This is a genomic window from Janthinobacterium sp. 61, assembly GCF_002846335.1.
In the GTDB taxonomy this organism is placed as follows: Bacteria; Pseudomonadota; Gammaproteobacteria; order Burkholderiales; family Burkholderiaceae_D; genus Janthinobacterium.
The window spans coordinates 1,228,656-1,253,643 of the sequence record NZ_PJMQ01000001.1; the positions used below are offsets into that span (position 1 = coordinate 1,228,656).

At 64.0% G+C, this 24,988-nt stretch carries 17 protein-coding genes; 7 read left to right on the forward strand and 10 right to left on the reverse strand.

Going from position 1 to position 24,988, the window contains the following annotated elements; translation table 11 throughout:
• Window positions 1–52 precede the first annotated feature (52 nt).
• From CLU92_RS05725 to CLU92_RS27410, 9 genes are all read right to left on the reverse strand, one after another.
• A complete protein-coding gene (locus tag CLU92_RS05725) occupies window positions 53–3,511 on the reverse strand; it encodes a response regulator (RefSeq protein WP_180338442.1) in 3,459 nt (1,152 codons plus the stop codon).
• A gap of 126 nt (window positions 3,512–3,637) precedes the next feature.
• Window positions 3,638–5,347 carry an ATP-binding protein gene (locus tag CLU92_RS05730; protein WP_257560990.1) on the reverse strand — a complete coding sequence of 570 codons (1,710 nt, stop codon included), beginning with the start codon at window positions 5,345–5,347 and terminating at the stop codon, window positions 3,638–3,640.
• Window positions 5,348–5,489: 142 nt separating this feature from the next.
• The gene (locus CLU92_RS05735) at window positions 5,490–7,712 is read right to left on the reverse strand and encodes a hybrid sensor histidine kinase/response regulator (protein WP_101481107.1); all 2,223 of its coding nucleotides are present in this window, start codon (window positions 7,710–7,712) and stop codon (window positions 5,490–5,492) included.
• The gene (locus tag CLU92_RS05740) at window positions 7,709–8,071 is read right to left on the reverse strand and encodes an Hpt domain-containing protein (RefSeq protein ID WP_180338443.1); all 363 of its coding nucleotides are present in this window, start codon (window positions 8,069–8,071) and stop codon (window positions 7,709–7,711) included. The genes CLU92_RS05735 and CLU92_RS05740 overlap by 4 nt, the downstream gene beginning before the upstream one ends.
• A gap of 34 nt (window positions 8,072–8,105) precedes the next feature.
• Window positions 8,106–8,732, reverse strand: a complete 627-nt coding sequence (locus tag CLU92_RS05745; RefSeq protein ID WP_101481109.1) for a response regulator — start codon at window positions 8,730–8,732, stop codon at window positions 8,106–8,108.
• A gap of 74 nt (window positions 8,733–8,806) precedes the next feature.
• On the reverse strand, window positions 8,807–9,721 hold the full coding sequence (locus CLU92_RS05750) for an HDOD domain-containing protein (RefSeq protein WP_101481110.1): 915 nt from the start codon (window positions 9,719–9,721) through the stop codon (window positions 8,807–8,809).
• Window positions 9,718–10,356, reverse strand: coding sequence for a hypothetical protein (locus CLU92_RS05755; protein WP_101481111.1), 639 nt, complete (start codon window positions 10,354–10,356; stop codon window positions 9,718–9,720). Before CLU92_RS05755 ends, CLU92_RS05750 begins: the two co-directional genes overlap by 4 nt.
• Before the next feature lie 93 nt (window positions 10,357–10,449).
• On the reverse strand, window positions 10,450–12,147 hold the full coding sequence (locus tag CLU92_RS05760) for a methyl-accepting chemotaxis protein (RefSeq protein ID WP_101481112.1): 1,698 nt from the start codon (window positions 12,145–12,147) through the stop codon (window positions 10,450–10,452).
• A 63-nt stretch (window positions 12,148–12,210) separates the two neighbouring features.
• Complete coding sequence (locus tag CLU92_RS27410) at window positions 12,211–12,462, reverse strand: hypothetical protein (protein WP_143452548.1); 252 nt, start codon at window positions 12,460–12,462, stop codon at window positions 12,211–12,213.
• Here CLU92_RS27410 and CLU92_RS05765 point away from each other — a divergent pair.
• Both CLU92_RS05765 and CLU92_RS05770 read left to right on the forward strand, forming a co-directional pair.
• Window positions 12,461–14,911, forward strand: a complete 2,451-nt coding sequence (locus tag CLU92_RS05765; protein ID WP_101481113.1) for a membrane-bound PQQ-dependent dehydrogenase, glucose/quinate/shikimate family — start codon at window positions 12,461–12,463, stop codon at window positions 14,909–14,911. The genes CLU92_RS27410 and CLU92_RS05765 overlap by 2 nt on opposite strands.
• Window positions 14,912–15,008: 97 nt before the next feature.
• A complete protein-coding gene (locus CLU92_RS05770; protein ID WP_101481114.1) occupies window positions 15,009–15,365 on the forward strand; it encodes a hypothetical protein in 357 nt (118 codons plus the stop codon).
• A gap of 66 nt (window positions 15,366–15,431) precedes the next feature.
• On the opposite strand, the gene CLU92_RS05775 is transcribed toward CLU92_RS05770, so the two are convergent.
• Complete coding sequence (locus CLU92_RS05775; RefSeq protein ID WP_257560991.1) at window positions 15,432–18,908, reverse strand: DUF748 domain-containing protein; 3,477 nt, start codon at window positions 18,906–18,908, stop codon at window positions 15,432–15,434.
• 244 nt (window positions 18,909–19,152) lie between these two features.
• Between CLU92_RS05775 and CLU92_RS05780 the strand changes: the two genes are divergently transcribed.
• The 5 genes from CLU92_RS05780 to CLU92_RS05795 all read left to right on the forward strand — a co-directional run bounded on the left by CLU92_RS05780 (window position 19,153) and on the right by CLU92_RS05795 (window position 24,944).
• Entirely contained in the window at window positions 19,153–21,297 is a 2,145-nt protein-coding gene (locus CLU92_RS05780; RefSeq protein ID WP_180338444.1) for a TonB-dependent siderophore receptor, read from the forward strand.
• A gap of 180 nt (window positions 21,298–21,477) precedes the next feature.
• Window positions 21,478–21,876: a DUF2946 domain-containing protein gene (locus tag CLU92_RS05785; protein WP_101481115.1), complete on the forward strand. Its 399-nt coding sequence runs from the start codon at window positions 21,478–21,480 to the stop codon at window positions 21,874–21,876.
• 89 nt (window positions 21,877–21,965) lie between these two features.
• Window positions 21,966–24,053: a TonB-dependent receptor gene (locus CLU92_RS05790; RefSeq protein ID WP_101481116.1), complete on the forward strand. Its 2,088-nt coding sequence runs from the start codon at window positions 21,966–21,968 to the stop codon at window positions 24,051–24,053.
• 227 nt (window positions 24,054–24,280) lie between these two features.
• A complete protein-coding gene (locus CLU92_RS27415) occupies window positions 24,281–24,502 on the forward strand; it encodes a hypothetical protein (RefSeq protein ID WP_133991750.1) in 222 nt (73 codons plus the stop codon).
• Window positions 24,471–24,944 (forward strand): hypothetical protein, encoded by a 474-nt coding sequence (locus CLU92_RS05795; protein ID WP_101481117.1) that lies wholly within the window; start codon window positions 24,471–24,473, stop codon window positions 24,942–24,944. Before CLU92_RS27415 ends, CLU92_RS05795 begins: the two co-directional genes overlap by 32 nt.
• Window positions 24,945–24,988 lie beyond the last annotated feature (44 nt).

A 24,988-nucleotide genomic window follows, 5' to 3' on the forward strand; every position in this document is an offset into this window, starting at 1 on the left:
AATAGCAGCAGGCCCAGCATCAAGGCTCTCAGTAGCACATCCCTGCACCAGATCATAGCGTCCCCCGAATTTTCATATTGGCAAGTTTACCATTGGTATGCGCTGGCAGGTTAAGTTTATGGCGCTGACCCTGGTCATTGCAGGCACAGCTTGCCAGGTTCATTGCACCACTCCTGCCCCCACGGCTGGCTGGCTGGCTGGGTGGCGGTGTTTGCGCCGTGAAGGCAGCGACGGCATCGATGGCGCGCGCCAGGGCCTGTTCCAGTGTATCGAGCGCGGCCGACGCATCGTCGCCGGCATGCAGCAACTGCTCTGCTTGCTGTGCAGCCTGCAGGGTGGCGGGCAGGGCCAGGCTGCCAGCCTCGCCCGCCAGCTTGTGCGCGAGCGCGGCGGCATCGTCGCGCGCGTTGGCCGCCAACAGTTCGCGCATGGCGCCCACCGCGTTGCGGTAGTTGCGGCCAAAGCGCGACAGATGCTGGCGGTAGGGCGCCTCATCGAGCCACTGCGCCATGCCTTGCGCCAGGTCGATCACGGATGCCGCGCCGCATGGCGGCACGGGCATCGTCGCTTCGGCCACGACCGGGGCCAGGGCTGGCAGACCTTGCGCATGGCGGCGATGCGCGCGCGCGATCAGGGCGATGGTCTGCGGCACGTCGAATGGTTTGCTGATGAAATGATTCACGCCCGCTTCGAGTGCCGCCGTGCGCTGTGCCTGGAACGCCCCGGCCGTCAGCGCCACCACGGGCAAGTCTTGAAACTGCGGTAGCTGGCGCAACGCGCGCGTCGCCTGCAATCCATCCATGACGGGCATCTGCACATCCATCAGCACGATGTCGACGTCGGCGGGGTGGGCCTGCAGCCAGTCCAGCGCCTGCCTGCCATCGCAAGCGAACGATGGCACTGCCCCCTGGTCGCACAGGATATGGTTGACCACATCGCGGTTGATTTCGCTGTCGTCGACCACCAGCACCCGCACGCCGGCAAGCACGCGTCCTTCCAGCGTACCCGGGCTGGCATCCACGCCGGCCGCCCGGGCGCGCTGCTGGCGCGCTTCCATCGTCGCGTTGTACAGGCTGGAAGCCGTCACCGGCTCGTTGAGGACGGCGTCGGCAGGATCGGCCGGGTCACTATGGCGCCGCGCCGGCCGCGTGGCTGGCACGTCGCTGGCCGCCAGGATGATGACGGGGCAGTCCTGCGGTGGCAGGTGTTCGCGCAGCGCGCGCGCCGTGGCTTCGCCGTCCAGCTCGGGCATGCGCGCGGCCAGCAGGACGACGCCGGGCCGCGCGCCCTCGGCGCAGGCGAGCGCATAGTCGAGGGCCGCCCGCCCGCCGGACACGGCATGCACGCTCCAGCCCAGGCCGCGCGCCACGGCGGCAACGGCATCGCGCGTGTCGGCATTGGCATCGGCCAGCAAGGCATGCAGGGCTTTCATGTCCGGCGAGGACAGGGCGCCGGCGGGCAGTAGTTGCAGCGGCACCGTGAAACTGAAGTCGCTGCCCTGGCCCAGGCCGCTTTCCAGGCGCAGCGAGCCGCCCATCAGGCTGACCAGCTGGCGGCAGATGGTCAGGCCCAGGCCCGTGCCGCCGAAGCGGCGCGTGGTGGATGTGTCTGCCTGGGCGAAGGCGGAAAAGATCGTCTCCTGCACCTCGGGGGCGACGCCGATGCCCGTGTCGCGCACGCTGAAACGCAGTACGGCGGCGTCGCCGTCGCGGCGCTCCAGTGTGGTCAACAGCGCGACCGTGCCTTGCGGCGTGAACTTGATGGCATTGCTGGTCAGGTTGACCAGCACCTGTTCCAGCCGCAGCGCGTCGCCCAGCACCTGGTCCACGCCATCGGGCAGCGGCCCGATGCGCACGGCGATGGGTTTGTCATGCGCGGCAACGTCCATGCTGGCGGCGATCTTCTCGATCACCTCGGCCAGGCGGAACGGCGCTTGTTCGATGGTCATGTGGCCTGCCTCGATTTTCGACACGTCGAGCACGTCGTTGATGATGCCCAGCAAGGATTGGCCGGCGGCGCGGATCTTGCGCGTCATCTCGAGTCCTTCCCCGTCGAGCCTGCCACGTTCCAGCAGCCATGCCATGCCGAGGATGGCGTTCAGCGGCGAGCGGATTTCATGGCTCATGTTGGCGAGGAATTCCGCCTTGCTGCGGTTGGCCGCTTCGGCCGCATCGCGCGCCAGCAGCATGGCCTCTTCGGCCTGCTTTTGCGCGGAAATATCCTGCGCAAAGATCAAGGTGGCCGGTCCATCCTTGAGCATCACGCGCGTGGTGGTCTTGAACACGGGCACGGAAAGGCCCTGCTTGCCCAGGCCGATGGCTTCGAATACCTGTTCGCTGGGCGAGTCCGCCTCGATCAACGCCTCGTTGGTAGCCAGTGCCGCCTGCGATTGTGCGGAAATCATGGCGGACCAGGGCAGGCCGTTCAAATCGTCTTCAAACGAGTAGCCATGCAGCCTGCGGTAGCGGGGATTCGAGTAGATGAAGCGTCCGTGGCGCAGGATGGCGATGGCCACGGGCGCATCTTCGATCAGCGTGCGAAAGCGCGTTTCGCTGTCGGATATGGCTTGCATGGCCTGGCGCTCCGCTTGCTGTTTCGCATGCCAGGCCGCCTGCTGCCGGCGCCGCCGCTGGCTCCAGAACAGCAGGCTGGCCGCGGCCAGCGCCAGCACGGCAAAACAGAGGGTGTAGGCCAGCGCCTGCCGCCGCAATGGGGCGGCGATGGCCGCTTCGTCGCGGCTCAGACCAATGATGATGGCGCGGTCCATGTGCAGCGCGGGAGGCGCGATGGTCGCCATGGCCATGATGCGGGGTGCCGCCACGCTGGCGCCGGCGATCTCGACGCCGCTCAGCACGCCAGCCTCATAGCCGCTGTCGCGGAAGCGCCGCAGGAAGCTGCCGGGGACATCCATATTGCCGCCATCAGCAGTCCTGGCAGGATAGTTCAGGAATTGCCGGCCGTCGCCATGCAGCAGCACGGCCCAGACATCGGGGGCATACATGGCGGTGCGGAACTTGGCCGTGAAGTATTCGGGATCGAGGGTAGCCACCACCACGCCGGCAAAGCGGCCCTGCTTGTCCTGCACCATGCGCGACGCCGTGATGACCAGGTCGCGCTTGAAAGACAGGAAGGGGGCCGAGATGTACAGCATGCGCGCATCAGGGGCGTCGCGCGCCGTCTGGTAGTAGCCGCGGCGCGAAAAATCCTGGTCGGCCAGTTCCGGGATATTGGTGGCGATAGGCTTGCCCTTCGCATCGATGACCAGCATGGTGCGCACGCCCGGCATGGCGTCGACCACTGCGGCCAGGCGCCGGGGCAGGGCTTGCGCGGAGTCCGTAGCGCCGGCGGCAAGATAGTCGCGGATCACGCCGTCGAGCACCAGGTTGGTCGCTGCCAGGTCGACTTCAATATTTTTTGCCAGCAGTGCCGTCAGCACGCTGAGCCGTTCACGCTCGGCCGCGTCGTGCCGCGCCGCTTCGGCCAGATGCGCGTAGGCAAGGGCAGCCGCCACGAGGAGCAGCCCGAGGAGTAAGAAAAGCCATTCGATCCATCGTCTGCGTACCGCCGCCGCATCTGTGTGGTAGGTCATGGGACGATGCTATACCCGATATGCACGGAGGACAACGTTTGCGTACGACTACGCATGCGATAGTGTGGTCAATTTGCCGCCAGCCGCCATCGCGCCGGCCGTGCCGCCGAGCGGCAGCCGCAGGCGGAAGGCGGCGCCGTGGCCCGGCGCGGATGCCACGCCGATGCTGCCGCCCATCAAGGTGGCGAGCTGGCGCGCGATGGCCAGCCCCATGCCGGCGCCACCATGGGCGCGGCTCGGCGAGTCGTCCGCCTGCGAGAATTTGTCGAAAATGGTGGCTTGCTGCGCCTGCGCAATGCCGATGCCCGTATCGCGCACCTCGAGTTGCAGGTCCGCGCCATTGCGCATGACGTGGACATCGACCCGCCCAGCGGACGTGTAGCGGATGGCATTGTCGAGCAGTATATCGAGCACGCGCACCAGGCGGACCCGGTCGCAATCGATGCTGAGCGGCGTTGCGGGCGCGACGTGCGAGGCCAGCAGCAGGCCCTTGTGCGCCGCGCGCTGCCGGTGCGGCGCCAGCGCCAGCGCCAGCAGCTGGTCCAGCGGCACGGCGCCAGACTCCAGCCGCACCTGGTCGTTTTCGAGCGCGCTCAGTTCCATCGCGGCCTCGACCATGCCAAGCAACTGGCGGCCGCTGTTCTGTATCGTTTGCGCGTAGGCGGCCTGTTCCGGCTCGTGCAGCTGCTCCAGCAGCAGCTCGGAGAAACCCAGGATGGCATTGAGGGGCGTGCGCAATTCATGCGACATGTTCGACAGGAAGCGCGACTTGGCCTCACTGGCGGCGATGGCCCTGGCGCGGCTGCCGACGAGGCGGCCGATCAGCAGCACCAGCGCAGCCCAGGAAAGCACGATCAGCGCGCTCGTGACTGCGGCCATCAGCAAGGCCTGGTTGCGGCGCGACACATAGTCTGCCAGCACCGTGTCGTGGTCCAGTCCGACCAGCATGTAGAGCGGGTAGTTGGCCAGTTTTTCGAAGGCGTAAATGCGCAGGGTGCCGTCGACGGGACTGCGCTCGGTGAAGCTGCCCCGCGTGTTACCTTGCATCAAGCCAAATACCTTGCTGCCGCTGACATCCTGGCCGATGGTGTTGTCGGCGCCGACCCGGCGCGCGCGCACCACGCCGTCGCTGCCGACGAGCGTGATGGAACTGTTCGCGCCCAGGTCGACTTCGTCATACAGGCGCGTAAAGTAATACGGGTCCATCGAGACCACCACCACGCCCTTGAAGTGGCCGTCGGCATGGTTGATGCGGCGCGTCATCTGGATCGACCATTTTTTCGACACGCGGCCCAGCACCGGCTTGCTGATATACAGTTCGCTGCTGTCGCCTTGCATGTGTACCCGGATGTGTTCGCGGTCGGCCAGGTTGGTCGGTTTGAAGGGGCGGCTCGACAGTACTGTGTCGCCACGTTCGTCGACGATGGTAAACAGGTTGTACAGGGGGCCGGGATTGAGGCCTTGCTGCAGGTCCGCCACGATGTCGAGTTGCTTGCCCAACGCCTGGTAGCGGCTGCGCAGGTAGGTGACCGCCTGGTCCGCCGCCTCGATCGTGCGGATCGCGTGTTCGTCGAAGACGCGCGCCATGCTGCGCGCATCGCGTCCGGCATCGGTGATGGCGGTATCGTGCGCGCGCTGCAATTGCAGCAAGGTGATGCTCCACAACCCTGCCAGCAGGACCGCCATGAAGAGCGACAGTAGGCTGCGCGTATCGCAGCGCTCCCAGGCCATGGCTTTCCAGTATCTGTACTCCCGCATGCTGCCTCCGCAAGGTCTGCCGTTCGCCTGGGTACCCGGCGTCACCGGCGCGTTGATTTGTCAATTATAGCGAATATAATTGATTTCATCAAATAAAACGATTTTTATGAGGAGGTGTTGTTTTCAGCGCAGGCCCGCGGGGCTAGCGCATTGCCGCCTGGCGCGTCAGCCAGTGCTCCACCGTCGCGCGCAACTGGGCGGCGGTAAAGGGTTTGGAGAGATAGTCGTCCATGCCGGCCGCCATGCAGCGCTGCCGGTCGTCCTCGGTAACGCCGGCCGTCAGGGCGATGACGGGCAGGCGTGCCGCGCCGCTGGCCGTTTCGCGGGCGCGCAAGGCCTGGCAAGCCTGGTAGCCATCCATGACGGGCATCATGCAATCCATCAGGACCAGGTCGTACTGCTGTTCAGCCAGCGCTTCCAGGCCCAGTGCGCCGTTCTCCGCAGTGTCGATGCTGTAGCCGCGGCCGGCCAGCTGCAGGCATACCAGTTGGCGGTTCAGCGCCGTATCCTCGACCAGCAGGATGCGTGCGACCGGCACGGATGCCGATGCGGGTGTGGCTGCGGGTAGTGGCGCAGGACCCGGCTCCGGCATGGAAGCGGCCGTTGTCTGGGCCACCTGGCAGGGAATGCGCACGGTGAAGCGGGAGCCGGCGCCGGGCTCGCTGCTGCAGAAAATTTCGCCGCCCAGCAACGCCACCAGGTGCTTGCAGATGCTCAGACCCAGTCCCGTGCCGCCATAGGCGCCGCTGATGCTGTCGTCGGCCTGGCAAAACGGCTCGAAGATGCGGCTCAGCTGCTGCCCGGTCATGCCGATGCCCTGGTCGTTGACGCTGGCGACGAGGCAGGGGCCGGCGCCGTCCGGCGTGGCCGGTTCCAGGTGCAGGCGCACGGTCACGCTGCCGGAGGGCGTAAACTTGATGGCGTTGCTGAGCAGGTTGCCGAGGATTTGCGCGATGCGCGTGCGGTCCGAGCACACCAGCTGCGGCACGCTGTTGCCGATTTCGCTGGCAAGTTGCAGCTTCTTCCTGTCGGCTTGCGGGCGGTGCAGCGCCAGCACGTCATCAAGCAGCAGGCGCGGGTCGAAGTCGCGCAGTTCGATGCTCATCTGGCCTGCTTCCACCTTGGACAGGTCGAGGATGTCATTCAGGATGCGCATCAGGTGCTGCACGCCATCGCCGATGCGGTGCGCATATTGCTGCTGCGAGGCGTCGAGTTCGGTTTCCCGCAGCAGTTCGCCCATGCCGGCGATACCGGCCATCGGCGTGCGGATCTCGTGGCTCATGATGGCCAGGAAGCGCGACTTGGCCGCATTCGCCGCGTCCGCGCGCGCCTGCAGTGCCAGCGCCATGGCCGCGTCGCGTTCCTGGCGCCGCAGCAGGGCCATGATCAGCGCAATGGCCAGGGCCAGCACGAGCAGGCTGATGACCGCGGCGCCGCCCATGGTGCGCAGCATGCGCCGCCAGGCCGCCAGGTAGACGTCGTCGCTAATGGTCACGTTGATGGCCAGCGGATAGTCGCGCACCAGCCGTACGCCGGCCAGGCGGTCGACCGTGCGCCCCTGCTCGGCCGTGCGCGGCGAGTCCACCTGCAGCACGCCATCGGTCTTGCCCTGTTCCAGCAGGCGGTAGGTGCTGCCCGTCAGGTTGCGCTTGCCCATCATCGCGGGTACGGCTGGCCATCGCGCCAGCAGCGTGTAGTCGCTGCGATACAGGGAAAAGGCCGTGTGCTCGCCGATGCTGGCGTTCTGGAAGAACTTGCTGAAGAAATCGCACGACAGGCCCACCAGCACCACGCCCAGGAAGCGGCCGTCGGGGCTGCTGATGCGCCGGCTGATATAGAAGGTCCAGGCGCCATTGCCCTTGTTTTGCACGGGTGCGCTGACATGCATGCCGCCGTCCGGGTGGCGCCGGTGATATTCGAAGTAATCGCGCTCGTCGAGGCGGATGGGCGGCGCGGGATACGCGCGGCTGAAGGCCAGTACGCTGGCATCGCTGCCGACGATGGATACGACGTCCACTTGCGGTACGCCGCCGATCTTGTGCAGCAGCATCTGGTGCATGGCCGGGGTGCCGACGGCGGCCGCCAGCGCGTGCGCGTCTGCGGGGGCGGCGGCCTGGATGTCGCTGCTGACGCCGTCGAGCACCAGGCGGGCCGCCGTCATGCTTTGCGCCGTGTTTTCCGCCAGCAGCAGCGACAGGTTGGACAGATCCTGCTTCCAGTCATCGACAGCTTCGCGGTGCAGCAGTACGCCGGAAACGACGATGCGCAGCGCCAGCAGGCACACCAGCACCAGGCCCACTACGGCTGCCGTGCTGCGCGGGCGATAGCGGTGCGCCAGGCGCAAGACGGCCTGGCGTGGGTTCATGCCTGCGCGCCCGTGTACTCGCGCATGCTGCGGCGCACCTCCTGCTCCACTGCGCCGACCAGTGCTGCCGTTTCCGCCAGCCAGCCGGCTGCCGCCACGCCCTGGTGGCGCACCAGCTGTTCCAGTTCCGCCAGGCGCGCTACCAGCGCGCTGGCGCCCAGCAGGGCCACGGTGCCGCGCAAGGTATGGCAGCTATGCACGATGGCTTGCGCCGCACCGCCCCGTACGGCCTGTTCCACGCGCGCGAACATGGCCGGTGAAGTGTCGAGGTAGGTCTGGGACAGGGCGCGGAACATCTCCAGGTCATGGCCGGTGGCCTGGAACAGCACGGCTGGATCGATGTGGCGATAGGCTTGCATGGCGGCTCCGTGGCGAGGGAAAAACGGTGGCGGGCTAGGCGGCCAGGCTGTTGCGCCGCGCATGGCCGGCGCAGCAGGCGCGCAGATAGCCACGCAGCTCGTCGTAATTGACGGGTTTGGCAAAGAACACCACGCCGGGCGGCACGCCACCGCGTTCTTCCAGTTCCTCCGGCGTCAGGCTCGACAGCATGGCGATATGCATGTCCGCCAGCAGCGGGTCGGCCAGGATGGTACGGATGACCTCGTAGCCATCGATGCCTTCCATGACGATGTCGGCCAGCAGGATGTCGGGCTGGTCGCGGGCGATTTCCATCAACGCCTGGTAGCCGTTCTCGCAAAAGCGCAGGCTTGCCTGCAAGCCCCATGAACCGATCTGCTTTTCATACAGCGCACGTTCGATCGGATTGTCTTCGATCACCAGGATGGACGGCGGGCGGCCCGATGGTGCGGGGCGGCTGGCGCGTGCCGTGCGCTGATCCTGGCCTTGCTGGCCCGGGTTGCCCTTGTAGGCCTCGACGGCCGCGAGGGGAATGCGGCGGTGGCCGCCCTTGGTCTTCCAGGCTTCGATAACGCCGGCCTCGACCAATTGCTGCACCGATGTGACCGAAATGCCGAGGATTTCGGCGGCCTTTTGGGTAGTGCATACGTCTGCAGTGTGCATGATGGACTTTATGGTCGAGGATGAGGATGAATGGAATGATACGCAATCACGCTCAAAAAATCAATTTCAACAAATTAGATGAATTCACTAAAAACCTGCCGCGCGGCGGGCCCGATTCTGATGCGCGTGCGGCAAAGGGCAATATGGGCGTGCGGTTCGAGGATCTCGCGCCATTCGCTCCACTCCGCGTTGCTGTGGCGCAGCAGGGTTTCCATGTGGTCCACATCCAGCCCCAGTACTTGCGCTGCGGCCGTGGCCGGCCCCCGCGGTCCCTGGCCATTGCGCAGTATCAGGTCGGCGAAACTGCTGGCCAGTTTCAGCAGCCAGGCCAGGTCTGTCATGCGTCCGGCCTGCCCGAAACCGGGTGGCGCGGCATGGCAGCGCACGGCGTCGCACAGGATGTCCGGCATGCCCCAGCCCCGCATGAGGCTAGCTGATAGCGCCAGTTGATGGTGGCCGAAACGCCGCGATTCCTCGCGCAGCAGCAGCGCCCTGGCAGTGCTCCCGTGCTGGTCCAGCAGTTGATCATACGCTTGCGGATGCAGCACAGCCAGGGCCAGTTGGCCGGTATTGGCCAGCAAGCCGCAAGTGTACAGCTCTTTGGGCGGCGCCAATTTCAGCGCATCGCCCGCCACGCGGGCAGCGCAGGCCATGGCCTGCGAATGCGACCAGTAACGCTGTTCGTCGAAGTGCGCACACGTGGCCGCTGGCAGGGCCGGGATGGCGAACGCCTGTCGCAGGGCGGGCAGGCCGATGGCTTCCAGCATCGCGGCGTCGACTGCCGCATGCTTGTGCCCGCCCGGTGGCTCGGCCCCATTCGCCAGGCCGATGATCTTGCCGGTCAGGGCCGGATCGCAGCCCAGTTGTTCTGCCATTTCATCGAACGGTACCTGCTGCTGGCATAGCGTCGCCAGCCAGTGGCGCCGCCAGGCGGGCGAGGGCAGGATGGCGCCGCCGAGCAGGCGCGCCAGGTCGATGTGCGCGCTCATGGCCGGCTCTCTACGCCGTCGCGATCATCGGCCAGTACCGCGCCCGTTTGCAGGGCGGTGACCGCTTGAGACAGGGCATCGAGCGCCATCAGCAGGTCCGCGTGCAGGTGGCGCAGCGCGCCGATGTCGTTGGAAAAGCCAGCATGCACGGCCTTGCGCGCCAGTGCCTGCAAGGGAAGCAGGCCCATGGCCTGGCTGCTGTCGAGAATTTCCTGCGCCAGTACGCGTGCCGGGGCGGGGCGTTCGCAGCGCAGCGCATGGGCGATGCCGGCCAGGCGGTCGCGCGTCTCGGCCACGAAGAGGGCCAGAATTTCACCCTGCAGGCGCCGGTCGTGGCCGAACATGGCGTCCAGGCGGGCCAGCTCGAACGGCGGCCTGTCCAGTGCCTCTGGCTCTGGCGGCGGTGCCGTGTCTGCCGCCTTGGCCGGCTGGTTGGCCTTGCGCATTTGTAGCAACTGATGCAGATCGACAGCTGTCGCGTTGGCGGCAGGTGCACAGCCGGCCTGGCGCCAGCGGAGGCGGCGCCAGAGCAGGGCGGCCAGCAGCAGCATCAGGCCTGCCAGGGCCAGCGCCGGCCGCATCAGCGAGACGTCGTCGCAGCGAAGGAATGGTTGGGCGGCGAGGAAGGCGTTCATGGCAAGGCCTGCATGCAGTAAGAATGGTTGGAAACGGATGTCATGGCGATGCTCCAGGATGATCGATGCTGATGTAGCTGCGTGCTGGCTGGGTCAGAATTCTTCCCAGTCGCCGCCGGCACTGGTACTGGTCGTGCTGCGGGCATGGCCGGGGTCGCGCTGCGCGACCAGCTTGAGCCGCGCCACCTTGCGCGCTGCAGGCGGCTTGGCGGCTGGGGCTGGGCGCACCGGCGTGCTTTGTTGCACCGCGTTGGCTTGACCATGCGCCAGCTTGAAGGCGCCGACCAGGTTGGCCAGGTTGCCTGCCTGCTCCTGCAGCGATTGCGATGCCGCCGCTGCTTCTTCGACCAGGGCTGCATTCTGCTGCGTGACTTCGTCCATCTGCGTGATGGCGCGGTTGATTTCGTCGATGCCCGTGCTTTGCTCGGCGCTGGCGGCCGAGATCTCGCTGACGATGTCGGTGACGCTGCGTACCGTGTCGACCACTTCCGTCATGGCCGCGCCGGCTTGCTGGACCAGCTTGCCACCTTGTTCCACCTGCTCCACGGAATCGCTGATGAGTGCCTTGATTTCCTTGGCCGCCGCCGCCGAACGGTGCGCCAGGTTGCGCACTTCGGTGGCCACGACGGCAAAGCCGCGTCCTTGTTCCCCCGCCCGGGCCGCTTCCACGGCCGCATTCAGGGCCAGGATGTTGGTCTGGAAGGCGATGCCGTCGATGACGCTGATGATGTCGGCGATCTTGTTGGACGAGCTGTCGATCGCTTCCATGGTGCGGATGACGTCGCCCATCACCTCGCCGCCCCGCACCGCCTTGTCCGAGGCGCTGACGGCCATTTGCTTGGCCTGGCGGGCGTTGTCCGAGTTTTGCCGCACAGTAGCCGTCAGTTCTTCCATGGCCGAGGCGGTTTCTTCCAGCGAGCCGGCCTGCTGTTCCGTGCGTGCCGACAGGTCCAGGTTGCCTGCCGCGATCTCGCCCGAGGCCGTGTTGATGGTCTCCGTGCCGGAGCGCACTTCGGAGACGATGCGCACCAGGCTCTCGCTCATGTCGGCCATGGCGGTCATCAACTGACCTACCTCGTCGTTCGAGGCGGCGCTGATCTGCACGCTGAGATCGCCGCCTGCAATGGTGCGGGCAACACCGACGGCGCTGGCCAGCGAGGAGGCGATGCGCCGTGCCAGCATCAAGCCCATGCCGGCCACCAGCACCGTCACGGCCAGGGCCAGGACTATGGAAATCCAGCGCGCACTGGCAGCGGCAGCGGCGCCGTCGGCGGCGCCCTTGGTGGCCAGGCTTTCGTTGTAGTGGTGGTGGGCGGCGAGGGCGTCGACCAGTTCCTTAATGATGGGCTGGTTCTGCATCAGCAAGTCGCGTGCCGCGTCGAGCTCACCCGCCTTCGACAGCGCCAGTACCTTGTCGCGCACGCCATCGTAGCGCAGCAATACGGCACGGTCCGTGGCCAGCAGCGCTTTGTCTTGCTCGTCGGAAATATCCTCTTTTTCATATTTGTCGAGCGCCTGGCTGACTGCCGCGCGCGCTTCATTGATGCTCGCTTCCAGCTTGGCGCGCGCGGCGGCATCCTTGCTGGCCATATGTTGCCAGACGGCCGTGCGCATCTGTGTAAAGGGCACGAAAGCCTGGTTCAAGGTCAGCAGGCTGGGAACGGTGTTGACCGTGGCATAGCTGGCCGCTGTGTAGACGCGGTCCATTTCATAGATGCTGAAGCCCGTCAGCGCGGCGAGTCCGAGGACGACGGAGAGTATTAATGCATACAGGCGTTTTGCGATTGTCATGATGGGTGCCGCTCCACGTGAAGGTTGAAAATCGGGAAAATCGGTTGCAAAAGTTCATATTTTTCATTTTACGGGAAAAATTTGATTTATTCGAGAAATTTGTGATTTATTTGATTTATTTTGTGTTTTTTTGAAATCACAAGATGAAGGGGCTGCTGGCGGGGACGGATTGTGATGAAAAGCAACACCGCGCGGATATCGCTTTCTGGCGTGTGCCACGCTTGGCAAAATAGTGAAAAAATGGAACTCCTTGATTGCCATCAAATACGGTGCGCAGGCGCGTGCCGCCGACCGACTCTTGTAAAGGAGCATCATGACTGCCTCTGCCCGGCCTGGACCCTTGCTTATCCTCACCGCAGTCATCTTCATCTTGCTGGGCCTGGCGCTTGCCGGCGGCGGCGCCTGGCTCGTCAGCCTGGGCGGCTCCTGGTATTACGTCGTGGCCGGCATCGGCATGCTTGTCGCCGGTGCGCTGGTATGGCGAGGGCGGCGCAGCGCACAGCTGTGTCTCGCGCTGCTTTTGTTCGCCACCCTGATCTGGTCCGTGATCGAAGTGAAGTTCGACTGGTGGCAATTGCTGCCCCGCCTCGATATTTGGTTTGCCGCTGCCGTCTGGCTGCTGCTGCCCTTCATCGACCGCCGCCTCGATCCGCCATTGACGGCCGGGGCGAAACCGCGCGACGCCGGCAAGAGCGCCCTGGCCGCCGCGGTGCTGCTGACGGCGGCCGTGGGGGTGTTCTCGCTGTTCCAGGATTACACCACCTTGCACGGCGAAGTGCCGGCCGAGAACATGGCCGCCGCGCCGCAAGGCGATTTTGCGCCTGGTGTGGCGCCCAACGACTGGGCTGCGTATGGCCGCTCCGGCTATGGCGATCGCTACGCGCCGGCCGCGCAGATCACGCCGGCCAACGCCGCGCAGCTGAAACAGGCGTGGGTGTACAACACTGGCGACTTCAAGGGGCCGAACGACCCGGGCGAGATCGCCAATGAAGTCACGCCCCTGAAAGTGAACGGCATGCTGTATCTGTGCACGCCGCATAACATCGTCATCGCGCTGGACCCCGACACGGGCAAGGAAATCTGGCGCCACGATCCGAAGATCAACCGCGACGCATCCAGCTATCAGCACATGATCTGCCGCGGCGTCTCCTACTGGGATGTCAACGCTGGCCGTGCCAAGGATGATCCGGCGCCCGAGGCGGCAGGCATGGAATGCCCGCGCCGCATCTTCGCTCCCACCATGGATGCGACCCTGATTGCCGTCAATGCCGATACGGGAGTAGCGTGCAAAAGCTTTGGCGAAAACGGGGTGATTGGCCTGTACCACGGCATGGGCATGAAGAAGCGGGGCTTTTTGATGCCGACGTCGCCGCCGGCCGTGGCGCAAAACGTGGTGGTGATGGCCGCCAGCGTGACGGACAACTTTTCCACGGAAGAGCCGTCGGGCGTGATCCGTGGTTACGATCCCGTTACCGGCAAGCTGATGTGGAACTGGGATGCTTCGAATCCGGACGACACGGCGCCGATTGCCGAGGGCAAAACTTACACGAACAATTCGCCCAATTCCTGGGGCGTGTCCAGCGTGGATGAAAAACTGGGCATGGTGTATATCCCGATGGGTAATGAAACGCCGGATACCTGGGGCGGCAACCGCAATCCAAACGGAGAGAAATACAATAGCGCCATCGTCGCGCTCGATCTTGCCACCGGCAAGGTGCGCTGGGTCTACCAGACCGTGCACCACGATATCTGGGACATGGATATCGGCGGCCAGCCCACCCTGGTCGACATCGACACGCCGAAAGGCAAGGTCCCGTCCGTGGTCGCCACAACCAAGCGGGGCGACATCTATGTGATCGACCGCCGCGACGGTAGCCTGGTCGTGCCGGCGCCGGAAAAACCCGTGCCGACCGCCAACGCGGCCCCTGGTGACAAGCTGTCGCCCACGCAGCCATTCTCGGCCCTCACTTTCCTGCCCGAGAAAAACATCAGCGAAACGGATATGTGGGGCACGACGCCGTTCGACCAGCTGGCGTGCCGCATCATCTTCCGCCAGCACCGCTATGAAGGGCCGTTCACGCCGCAGACGGTGGCCGAAGGCAAGATCAAGGGCGCCATCATCTCGCCGGGTCCGCTGGGCATCTTCGAGTGGGGCGGGGCGGCCGTCGATCCCGTGCGTCAGTTGCTGTTGGTCAATCCCGACTACATGGGATTCCTGGAGCGCCTGGTGCCGCGCGCGCAAGCCAACGCGAAAGGCGGCACGGGCACGGAAATGGGCTTGCAGCCGCAGACGGGCGTGCCGTTTGCCGTGGAAATCAAGCCCTTCCTGTCGCCACTGGGCTTCCCATGCCAGGCGCCGCCGTGGGGCTATATCGCCGCCGTCGACCTGCGCACCATGAAAAAAGTGTGGATGCACAAGAACGGCACCACGCGCGACAGCGCGCCCGTGCCCATCGCCTTGCCGCTGGGCGTGCCCAGCCTGGGCGGCATGAGCACCACGGGCGGCGGCGTGGCCTTCCTCAGCAGCACGCTCGACTACTACATCCGCGGTTACGACGTGCGCAATGGCAAAACCGTCTGGAAAGCCCGCTTGCCGGCCGGCGGCCAGGCTACGCCGATGAGCTATGTCTCCGACAAGACGGGCAAGCAATATGTCGTCGTCATGGCTGGCGGCCACGGTTCGCTGGGCACCAAGATGGGCGATAGCCTGGTGGCGTTTGCCTTGCCGGATGAAGCGGTGAAGGAGGCGGGGAAAACGAAATAGAGCATGGACGGTGCGGCGCCATCGCGTGGATGGTGCCGCATGCAATTGCGCATGGCGGCACTCGGCCACCTGCGCTTGTTTTATTTGAAAGGCAGCCATGAGTACAGCCAGGACCAGATTGATTGGAGCGCTCAGTGCCGTCCTGAGCTTTCTCGCGGTATTTCTCGTCTACACGAGCTTTGAAAATTTCCCAGGCATGGTGCATGTATTGGCCATCGCTTCATGCGGATTGGTCATCGGCATATGCCAGGGTTTTTTTATCCAGCGTCCACAACATCGAACCATCGGCATGGCGACCTTCGTCGGTGTGTTGATTTTATGGCTGCCGGTGGTCTTTGTTACTTACGGGTTTGCCTTGCTGGCACTGCCCCTGCTGGCTGCATTTTCGCTGCTGGTCTTCTACGGTGCCAGACTGGGTAGCCATATACGCGCGTCGGCTTGCCGGTCCGCATAGCAAGCAGCCGGCACTGCTGCCGCTTGCATGGCGTTGCCGCAAGCTTGTTGCGGCAACGCCTGTCGATTACTGCGCAGCCAATCCCAGCTTCAGGCCCACTAGCTTGCCCGGCGCGGCCTCCGTTTTTTCCGGGGGGCCCGCGCTGACCCTGGCTGCTGGCGTTCCGTCCTGCTGCAGGGCCGCCAGGATGGCTGCGCTGCGCTGGGTACCCAGCTTGCTCAAGGCATCGGCAGGCAAGGGCTGCTTGGCTTCCAGCTGTTCGCGCAAGCCGGTATAGAAGGCGCCCGTATCGGCCACTTGCGGCTCGCCTTCAATCAGCTTGCCCAAACGTTGGAAGACGGGGATTTTTGCCGCTGCGGGAGCGGAGGCGGCAGATGAGGCCGCCGCTGTCGCCGGCGCGGCCGATTCCGCCGCCTTCTTCTGCTTGTCCAGCTCGGCCTTGCCGAAGCGTTCGCCGTACAGGTCGCGCAGGGCGCCCCGTATCTTGCGTTCGCCCAGGTTCAACGGTCCCGGTTCTTCTCCCGCTTCCAGCTTGATGCCGGCCTTGGCGGCGACGGCGCGGCGCACGGCTTGGGCGCGCAGGGCAGCCGCATCCGTGTCGCTGTACTGGCCCGGCACGGCCAGCTTCAGCTGTTCGCGTTTGGCCAGGATTTGCGCCACCTGTTTGAGCTTTTCCCGTTCGGGCGGCAGCAGCACGGCGCTGCCCGCGTCGAAGTCGATGGCTTCGAGCTTGTCGGCGCTGATGCCCAGCAAGTTGCCCAGCGCGCGGAACGGCGCCGTGACGATTTTTGTCAGCACATTGCCCAAGGCTTTCCAGATCAGGGCGCCATAGCTGAATTGCGGGTCGTTCATGTCACCCGACACGGGCAAACCGAGGTCGATGCGCCCGTCGCTATCCTTGAGGATGGCCAGCGCCAGTTCCAAAGGCAGTTTCAGGGCGTCCGGGCTGTCGATGCGCTCGCCCAGGGTCAGCTTGTCGAGCACGATCTGGTTGGTGCCGTCGAGCTGGCGGTTGCGCACCTTGTATTGCAAATCCAGCGAAATCTTGCCTTCGGCCACCTTGTAGCCGGCGAATTTCATCGTGTACGGCGAGGCGGACACCATGTCGACGTTCTTGAAGACCACATTCAAGTCCGTGTTGTCGGTGGGCGCGAACGGGTTCAGCTGGCCGCGCACGCGGGCCAGGCCGAATTCGTCGATGCGGCCATCCAGTTCGATCTGGCTGCGCGCATCGCGTTTCGTCGACAGGCTCGTGACGACGCCATTGAGTTCATAGATCTTGGCGGCGAACTGGGGCCGCAGGCTGAGGTCGGCGAAGTCCAGCTTGGCGTTTTGCAGGCGCACGCGGCGCACGCGCACGGGGAAGGCGGCGTCGGCCGCCGGCGTGGCGGTGGCGACGGGGGCGGCGGCGGACGGCGCTGTTGCCGGCTCCGGCGCCTTGACCAGCAGGCGCTGCGCATTGAGGCTGCGGTCGTTTTCGATGATCAGCTGGGCGTTCGGTTCCACCACGCGCAGTTCGGGGATGTCGACAAAATCGGGGCCCACGCTGGCCGTCAGCTTGTCGGCGCGCACGCTCTTCCACGACGCAAAACGCTTGCCATCCGTTTCATTGAGCACCAGGCCGGCGATATCAACGCCGCCCTCATAGCGTACTTTTGGCGCTTTCGGCGCACCGCCGCCCGTCGTCAGGCGGCCGCTGCCGGAGAGCGAGCCGCCCGCCAGTTTCAGCTTCACATGCTGCGCCAGCAAGGGTTGCACTGGCGCCAGGGTCAGCTGTTTCAGGTTCAGCTGCGCATCGACGGCGCCCGTGCCAGGCACGAACTTGCCATTGGCCGTGAGCAAGCCGCCTTCGCGCAAGCCCACGCCCAGCTCGAACGGCAGCGCCTGTTTCATGTCGTTGCTGACGTTGTGCAGGGACAGGCGTGCATCCTGCAAGTTGCCCTTGATGCCAGTGCCCGCATCATCGAAACGGGCGCCGAACTTGCTCAGTTCCACCTTGTCCACCTTGGTGGACCATGGTGCGGATGGTGCGTCCTTGTTTGCGTCGGCTTTGCCGGAGCCAAAGACCGGTAGCTTTTGCGAAATTGCAAATTCCCCCTGGCGGTTGCGCGCCAGGTCGATCTGCGCGCCACTGGCCGTCAGCACGCCCAGGTGCACGGTATGCGCTGCCAGATCGATCTTGCCTGCCGTAAAGCCCAATTGGTCCAGCTTGAACGGTGTTTGTGCACCGCGCTGCATGGTGAGATCGGCCAGGCCGAAACTGGCGCCATCGACAATGATGCTGTTCCCCGCCTGCGCCTGCTGCAAGGCCAGTTGCAGGTTCAGCTGCAGCTGCCTGGCGCTCAGTTGCAGGGCCGGCGAAACGGTTTCATCAATGGCGAACACGTCCACGTTGGCCAGCGCCAATTGCTTCAAGTCCACCTTCCACCTGCCAGGCTTGGATGGTGGGGTAGGCGCGGCGGAGCTTGTCGGTGCAGGGTTGCCTGGCAGCATCAAATTTGCCACGTCGATTTCGCCCCTGGCATCGCGGCGCACGGCCACCTTGCCGCCATACAGATTGATTTTATCGACGGTGACGTTCTGGTGCGCCAGGTCGGCGTTCACGCCGGCAATACCCAAGGTGTTCAGCGACGTAAATGCTTCTCCCTTGCCGTCGCGTACCAGCGCCAGGTCGCGCAAGGCCAGGCCAGCGCCTTTGACCGTGGCTTCCAGCTTGCCGTCGGTATAGGAAAAGGCGTAGGGCAGGCGCGCGGACAGCTTGCCGCTAGTCACTTGCGCGCGCGTATAGGCTTTCAAATACGCGGCCAGGCCGGGCAGGGAGGCGTCGTTCAGGATCAGTTCGCCTTCGCCACGGATGGGGCTGAGCGAGGCCGTGCCGCGCCAGTGCAGCTTGCCGCCGCGCGCCGCATCGGCGCTGAGGCTATAGCTGCCGTTGGCGTCGGGCAGGGTGGAGATATTATCGAGCGTGAAGTTGATCGGCGTGAAGTTGTCCGCATAGCCGGCCTTTTGATCTTGCCAGTCCACTTTGCCTTGCTCCAGCGCAAAGTGGGCGATGACGAGGCGCGGCATGCCGCCGTCGGTCTTTTCCGGGTGATTGCGTTGCCAGGTGGCCAGCACTTCGGCCAGGTTGAACTTGCCGTCGGGCGTGATCGTCATATGCGTTTGCGGTGCCGTGATGCGGATTTCTGCCAGGCTCCAGGCGCGGCGCACGATGGACTTCCATTCCAGTTGCACGGCCAGCGCACCAATGGACAGCAGCGGCGCACCGGTTTTGCCATCCGCGCTGGCCGCTTCCTTGAAATCGATCTTGTCCGCTTCCAGGCGCAAGGTAAACGGGTTGAAGCGTACGTCGTCTATGCTGGCCTGGCGCGCGAGTTCTTTTTCGGCAAATTTGGGTAACTGGTTTTTGATGACGTAGGGCACCAGCCAGAAGCCGGCCGCACTGTAGGCGGCCAGGGCGCAGCCTGTGCCAACGGCCCAGCGCTGCCAGCGTTTCCAGCGAAATGTTTTCGTCTGCACGCTTTTGTTGTCGATTGTGTTCACGAACTTACCTTTTGATCTTGTTGGGCGGCGCACCTGTGCGCCGTGACTGTCAGTATGCCTCTTTGCGGCCTCGTCTGCAAAATCCAAACGTGTTCATGTGATAACAGGCGCCAGAGGGAGCTTGTTTCTTCTGTAAAACTCACACAAACTCACCATTTCTTGATAATGATTCTCATTACGAGTATCATGCTCGCTTACCGTAAGTTTCCATTTGTACATATTTTCTCATTGAAAGCCCGATGTCATGCCTGTCGTTTCTCTCCGCACCCGCCTGCTTCCACTCGCCGCTTCGCTGTCGCTGGCCTTCGCTCCCCACGCCGCGCTGGCGGTCAATGGGGCCAGCGGCCAGGACGACTTGACGGCGGACGATGCGAAAGTCATGCAAGCCGTGCAAGTGACGGGCGCACGGGCACAAGGTCTGGTGCCCGTCACTACGGAGGCGGGCAGCTTTCGCGGCGCCAACATCATGGATGTGCCATCGACCGTTAACGTGATCACGCGCGAATTGCTGGAACAGCAAGCCGTCTCCGGCCTGTACGATGCCGTGCGCAATACGGCCGGCGTGACTCGCCAGCAAAATGGCGGCGAAACCTGGGACCAATTGGTGATACGCGGCATCGCCGTGGAAAACCGCACGAATTACCGCCTCAACGGTTCCATGCCCATCATGAACTTCTCGCAAGTACCCATGGAAAACAAGGAAAGGGTGGAAGTGCTGAAAGGCGCTTCGGCCCTGTACTACGGTTTCACCTCGCCGGCCGGCGTCGTCAACTTCGTCACCAAGCGGGCCGGCAGCCAGCCCGTCACCAGCATGGGCCTGAGCCTCGATGACCGGGGCAGTGCCGTGGCGAACGTCGACGTGGGCCGCCGTTTTGGCGCCCAGCAGGAATTCGGCGTGCGTCTGAATGCGGCCGGTGGCACCCTGGGTTCTTACCTGGACCATGTCGGCAACGGCAACCGCCGTTTTATCTCCACGGCGCTGGACTGGCGCGTGACCAACAAACTGCTGCTGAAGGCGGACCTGGAATACGAGCGCCGCAAGGTGACGGAGCAGGCGGGCGTGGCCTTGCCGGCCGCCGTGAAAGGCGTGATCACCTTGCCTCGCGCCGTCGATCCGCGCCAGCTGATCGGCCCCGACTGGTCCGCTTTCGAGGCGCAAACGAAAAACGCGCAATTGCGCGCCGATTACGCCATCACGGATGGCTGGGCCTTGACGGTGGAGGCGGGCCACTCGGAAACGGCGCGCGACCGCCGCCTGGCCATCTTTCGCCTGAACAATGCGGCGGCACTGGCCACGGGCGCGGGCCGCATCACGGGCAATATCCAGCACAGCGTGACGGCGTCGGACTTGCTGCGCTTTGAACTGGCCGGCAATTTCCACACGGGTTTGATTGCCCATGAACTGACCCTGGGCGCCTCGCGCACGGACAAGTCGCAAGACCCGATTTACCAGAGCAATTACACGATTGCGTCGCAAAACCTGTACAACCCTGTGCCCGTGACGAATGTCGTGTTCGGTCCCAAGCCAACTTCGCCCACGACGGCTGCGCTCGACACGCGCGATACGGGCTTGTACGCGCTCGACCGCATGGTCTTCAGCCCGCAATGGCAAAGCGTCATCGGCGTGCGCCGCAGCAGCTATCAAAGCGACCAGGGCGCCAGCCACTACGACGTCAGCAAGACGACGCCGATGGCCTCGCTGATTTACAAGGCCACGCCCGAACTGTCGTTCTACGCGTCCACGGCGCGGGGGCTGGAAGAGGGAGAGACAGGCCCGACGGGCACCGTCAACCAGGGCGTCAAGATGGCGCCCGGCGTGAGTAAACAAAAGGAACTGGGCGCGCGCTGGCTGACGCCTGCTGGCACCTTGCTGTCGGCCGCGCTGTTCGACATCACGCGCCCCGGCTATTACACGGATGCCAGCAATGTGTTTACGTCGGATGGCGAACAGCGCTACCGCGGCCTGGAACTGTCGACGCAGGGCAAGCTGACGCGCCAGCTGTCGTGGCAGACGTCGGCCCAGTTCCTCGACCCCAAGTTTGCCAATATCAATGCCGATTACAACGGCAAGGCGCCGGAAAACGCTTCCAAGCGCACGGCCAGCGCCTTCCTCGCCTACGCGTTTGACGCTGTGCCGGGCCTGTCCGTCAACGGCGGCGCGTATTACTACAGCGCCCGTCCCGTCAACGATTTGAACCAGGCCTTCCTGGGCGGAGTGACACTGTTCAGTGCGGGCGCCCGCTATGCGAGCCGCGTGATGGACAAGTCTGTCGTGTGGCAGCTGAACGTGGAAAACCTTGCCGACAAGCGCTACTGGGCCGGCGCCGGCACGCGCCTGGCCTCGGGTGCGCCGCGCGCCATCAAGCTGTCGATGAAGGTGGATTTGTAAGAACGCCTATCAAAACCTACTGCGCGTCGGTATAGGCGGCCTGCGATGCTCACCGTGCTCAAGCACGGTTGCGCTTCTCAGCCACCTCTTCCTTCCGCTCGCTACGGTTTTGTTAGGCGTTGTAAGTCAGGTTTGACCTGCGCCCTGTGCGCAGGGTGCTTGCCCTGATACAATGTTGCCATGTTCATCAGCAAAAGCAAGGCTAGCATCGTCCTGTGGATCGCGTGTATCGCCATCTTCCTGGCCACGCTCGCCCCTACGGTGTCGCGCGCGCTGACGGTCGCCAGCGGCATGGCCGTGCCCAGCCTGGAAATCTGCTCGGTGGCGGGCGGCATGCAAGCCATGCCCATCCGCTACAGCGCGGAGCAGCCATCGGCGCCTGAAAAATCGGGCATGCGCATGGCTGATTGCCCCTGCTGCAGCATGCATGCTGACACTTTATCGATTCCGCCCACCTCTCTCGTGCTCGCTTCCGGAGAACTGCTCACGGGCTTGCTGCCCGAGCTGTTCTACCAGTCCGCCACGCCGCTGTTCGCCTGGACGCCCGTCCAGCCCCGTGGCCCGCCCGCCGCTTTCTGATCTGTCTCTTTTCCTGAACAGCCTTGCGCCGCGCGTGTCGTGCGCTTGCGTCTGTTCGACTTACCTATACAGAATTTGAAAGCAGCACCATGAAACATTTACCGTTATTGATTTCCCTCGCCATCGCCATGCCTGCCTTGGCGCAATCCCGCAATGAAGCAGATAGCACCGTCCTGCCCGAGATGAAAGTCATCGTTACGGCCATTGGTGATGGCTACCGGCCCGTCGCCGACACGGCGCTGATGCTCAGCAGTACGCCTGGCTATAGCGTGGCGGCAGGCGGCGGGGTGTCCGGCTTGCCAGTGGTCAATGGCTTTGCGGATGACCGCATCAAGATTCGCATCGACGGCATGGAATTGACGTCGGCCTGTGCCAATCACATGAATGCGCCGCTTTCCTACATTGATCCGCAACAAGTGCAGCGCATACGCCTGATCGCCGGCGTCACGCCCGTCAGCGCGGGCGGCGACAGCATAGCCGGCACCATCGAGGTGCAATCGAACGTACCCGTGTTCGCCCAGCCCGGCGCGCCGCTGTTGACGCAAGGCAGCTTTGCCGTGTCGGGCCGCAGCGTCAACAATAGCGTGGCGACCAGCGTGCATGCCTCGGCCGCCAGCGACAGCCTGAGCGTCGGCTACAGCGGCGCCTATACACGCGGCCACAGCTATGACGATGGTCATGGCAACAAGGTGCTGGGCAGCATGTTCGAGAGCATCAACCAGGCCATCGTGCTGGCGGCAAAAGGCCAGGGCCAGCAGCTGACCCTGCGCGCCGGCGTGCAGCACATCCCGTACCAGGGCTTTCCGAACCAGTATATGGACATGACGGACAACCACGGCCAGTTCGCCAATCTCGCTTACAAGGGCGAATTCGGCTGGGGCGTGCTTGATGCGCGTGCCTACTGGCAACAGACGGACCATGAAATGGGCTTTTTTACGCCCGAGCGCACTGGCACGATGCCGATGCTGACGCACGGGCGCAACACGGGCTATGCGTTGATGGCCAGCCTGCCCACGGGCATGGGCGAGTTGCGCCTGGGGCAGGAGTGGCACGGTTTTCGCCTCGACGATTACTGGCCGGCCGTACCCGGTTCCATGATGATGGGGCCGCGCACCTATCTGAACATCAACGACGGCAAGCGCGACCGCACCGTGCTGTTCGGCGAACTGGAAACGCGCCACGATGCGCGCTGGACGAGCGTGCTGGGCTTGCGCGGCGAATCCGTGCGCATGGACACGGGCGACGTGCAATCGTATGGGACCAATATGATGAACATGCCGGACGTGATGGCCGCCAGGGCCTTCAATGCGCGCGACCGGAGCCAGCGCGACACGAATATTGATGCCTCGGCGCAAGCGACCTTCACACCGGACGCTGCCAGCAACTATGCATTCGCGCTGGCGCGCAAGGTGCGCTCGCCGAATCTGTACGAGCGCTACTCGTGGGGCCGCGGTTCGATGGCCATGACCATGACCAATTGGTTTGGCGATGGCAACGGTTACGTGGGCGATATCGACCTCAAGCCCGAGACGGCTTACACGGCAGCCTTCACGGCCGACTGGCATGGCGGCGGCGAGGAGGGCTGGTTCCTGCGCGTCAATCCCTATTACAGCAAGGTCGACAATTACATCGATGTCGATGTGCTGGCGTCTTTCCACCCGTATATGAAAATGGGCGCGAACGGCAATTTGCTGCGCTTCGCCAACCACGACGCCAAGCTGTACGGCGCCAATGTGGCATGGCAGCTGCCGCTGGCCAGCAGCGCACGCTGGGGCCGCTTCATGGCGACGGGCAATGCTGCTTACACGCGGGGCAAGCGCAGCGATGGTGGCGACCTCTACCGCATGATGCCGTTCAACGCCTTGCTGGCCGTCGAGCACAAGCTGGGCGCCTGGAGCAGCCGCATCGAAACGAAGATCGTTGCCCGCAAGGACAAGGTCGACGCCCGCCGCTTTGAGCCGGAAACGGGCGGCTATGCCCTCGTGAACCTGCGCAGCAGCGTGGCATTGAGCAAGATGGCTAGCCTGAGCGCGGGCGTGAGCAACCTGTTCAATCGCACGTATGCGGACCCGCTCGGTGGCGTGTATTTGTCGGGCTTGAAGGCGAACGGTGGCGAGCTGCAAGCCTTGCCGGCCGAGGGCCGGTCGATTGATCTAGGGCTGCAGCTCAAGTTCTAAGGTTGCCATCAGAAAGGGCGTCTTCCTGCTGCCGATGCCGGGAGCGGAAGGCGCCCGCTGACTTTTCGTATCGGCGACAGCCAGATGTTCGTGACAATGTGCGCATGTTTCGTTTCGGTAATTTGTTATTGTTTACAACTTACTGTTTCCGGCATTTTCCACACAGGAGTGCAATAGCGAGGCTCGTCGTTGTCGGTGGATGATGCTGACTTGCAAAAAGGGTGTACATGATCGCATTTAAAGATTTTCGTTCGTCGACTTCAGGCAGTCCTCTCTCCGATGGCATCGACAGATCGCTGGTATTGGCCAATGAATGGCTGCAGAAAACGGGTGTCCGTCCTGTCAACATCGAAACCATCACGGAAACCAGGGGCTCGATGACGATAACCTTGGTTGAGCGGGGTCTGCGGGTGTGGTATGAAGTGGGCTCCATGCCGCTTACTCCGTAAGGGGATTGGTATTTTTCCCCGCAAACTGCTAGGCGAAGACGCCGCCGCCATCGTGCTGTCCCTGACCGTTGTCGCGTATGTGGCATCCTTGTTGTTAACGGCAATCGTGGACTCCCACGAAGTCTTGCTGGGTGGGGGCGTGTTATTGCTCGGCTGGTTAGGGCCGTTGACCGGCAGTTTTGCCTGGTTTGCCAATCCGCTGCTTATTTTTGCCATGTACTTCTCGAAAGAGAAGCCCAGTGCCGCAATGGTGGCCGCCTTTTTTGGCTTTGCACTGGCACTGACTACCTTTGGCATCAAGACAATTCCCATTGATAATGGTTACTACACGGCGCTGGGGTTCGGTGCCGGATGCTATCTTTGGCTGGGCTGTTTTCCAGCCGTGTTCATCGCATCGTTCTTAAGCAGCAGAAAATCCACGGCCCTTGCTCCTGGCGAATAGCATGGTGTTTTCTGTAGCAGCATGACAGATGACCTCTCGTCATC

Coding starts and splice junctions, on each gene's coding strand:
- CLU92_RS05755 (WP_101481111.1), bottom strand. CDS start 10,356: ATGAACGCCTTCCTCGCCGCCCAACCATTCCTTCGCTGCGACGACGTC.
- CLU92_RS27415 (WP_133991750.1), top strand. CDS start 24,281: ATGATCGCATTTAAAGATTTTCGTTCGTCGACTTCAGGCAGTCCTCTC.
- CLU92_RS05735 (WP_101481107.1), bottom strand. CDS start 7,712: ATGAACCCACGCCAGGCCGTCTTGCGCCTGGCGCACCGCTATCGCCCG.
- CLU92_RS05785 (WP_101481115.1), top strand. CDS start 21,478: ATGTTCATCAGCAAAAGCAAGGCTAGCATCGTCCTGTGGATCGCGTGT.
- CLU92_RS05780 (WP_180338444.1), top strand. CDS start 19,153: ATGCCTGTCGTTTCTCTCCGCACCCGCCTGCTTCCACTCGCCGCTTCG.
- CLU92_RS05730 (WP_257560990.1), bottom strand. CDS start 5,347: ATGCGGGAGTACAGATACTGGAAAGCCATGGCCTGGGAGCGCTGCGAT.
- CLU92_RS05740 (WP_180338443.1), bottom strand. CDS start 8,071: ATGCAAGCCTATCGCCACATCGATCCAGCCGTGCTGTTCCAGGCCACC.
- CLU92_RS05745 (WP_101481109.1), bottom strand. CDS start 8,732: ATGCACACTGCAGACGTATGCACTACCCAAAAGGCCGCCGAAATCCTC.
- CLU92_RS27410 (WP_143452548.1), bottom strand. CDS start 12,462: ATGATGCTCCTTTACAAGAGTCGGTCGGCGGCACGCGCCTGCGCACCG.
- CLU92_RS05750 (WP_101481110.1), bottom strand. CDS start 9,721: ATGAGCGCGCACATCGACCTGGCGCGCCTGCTCGGCGGCGCCATCCTG.
- CLU92_RS05760 (WP_101481112.1), bottom strand. CDS start 12,147: ATGACAATCGCAAAACGCCTGTATGCATTAATACTCTCCGTCGTCCTC.
- CLU92_RS05765 (WP_101481113.1), top strand. CDS start 12,461: ATGACTGCCTCTGCCCGGCCTGGACCCTTGCTTATCCTCACCGCAGTC.
- CLU92_RS05790 (WP_101481116.1), top strand. CDS start 21,966: ATGAAACATTTACCGTTATTGATTTCCCTCGCCATCGCCATGCCTGCC.
- CLU92_RS05795 (WP_101481117.1), top strand. CDS start 24,471: ATGAAGTGGGCTCCATGCCGCTTACTCCGTAAGGGGATTGGTATTTTT.
- CLU92_RS05770 (WP_101481114.1), top strand. CDS start 15,009: ATGAGTACAGCCAGGACCAGATTGATTGGAGCGCTCAGTGCCGTCCTG.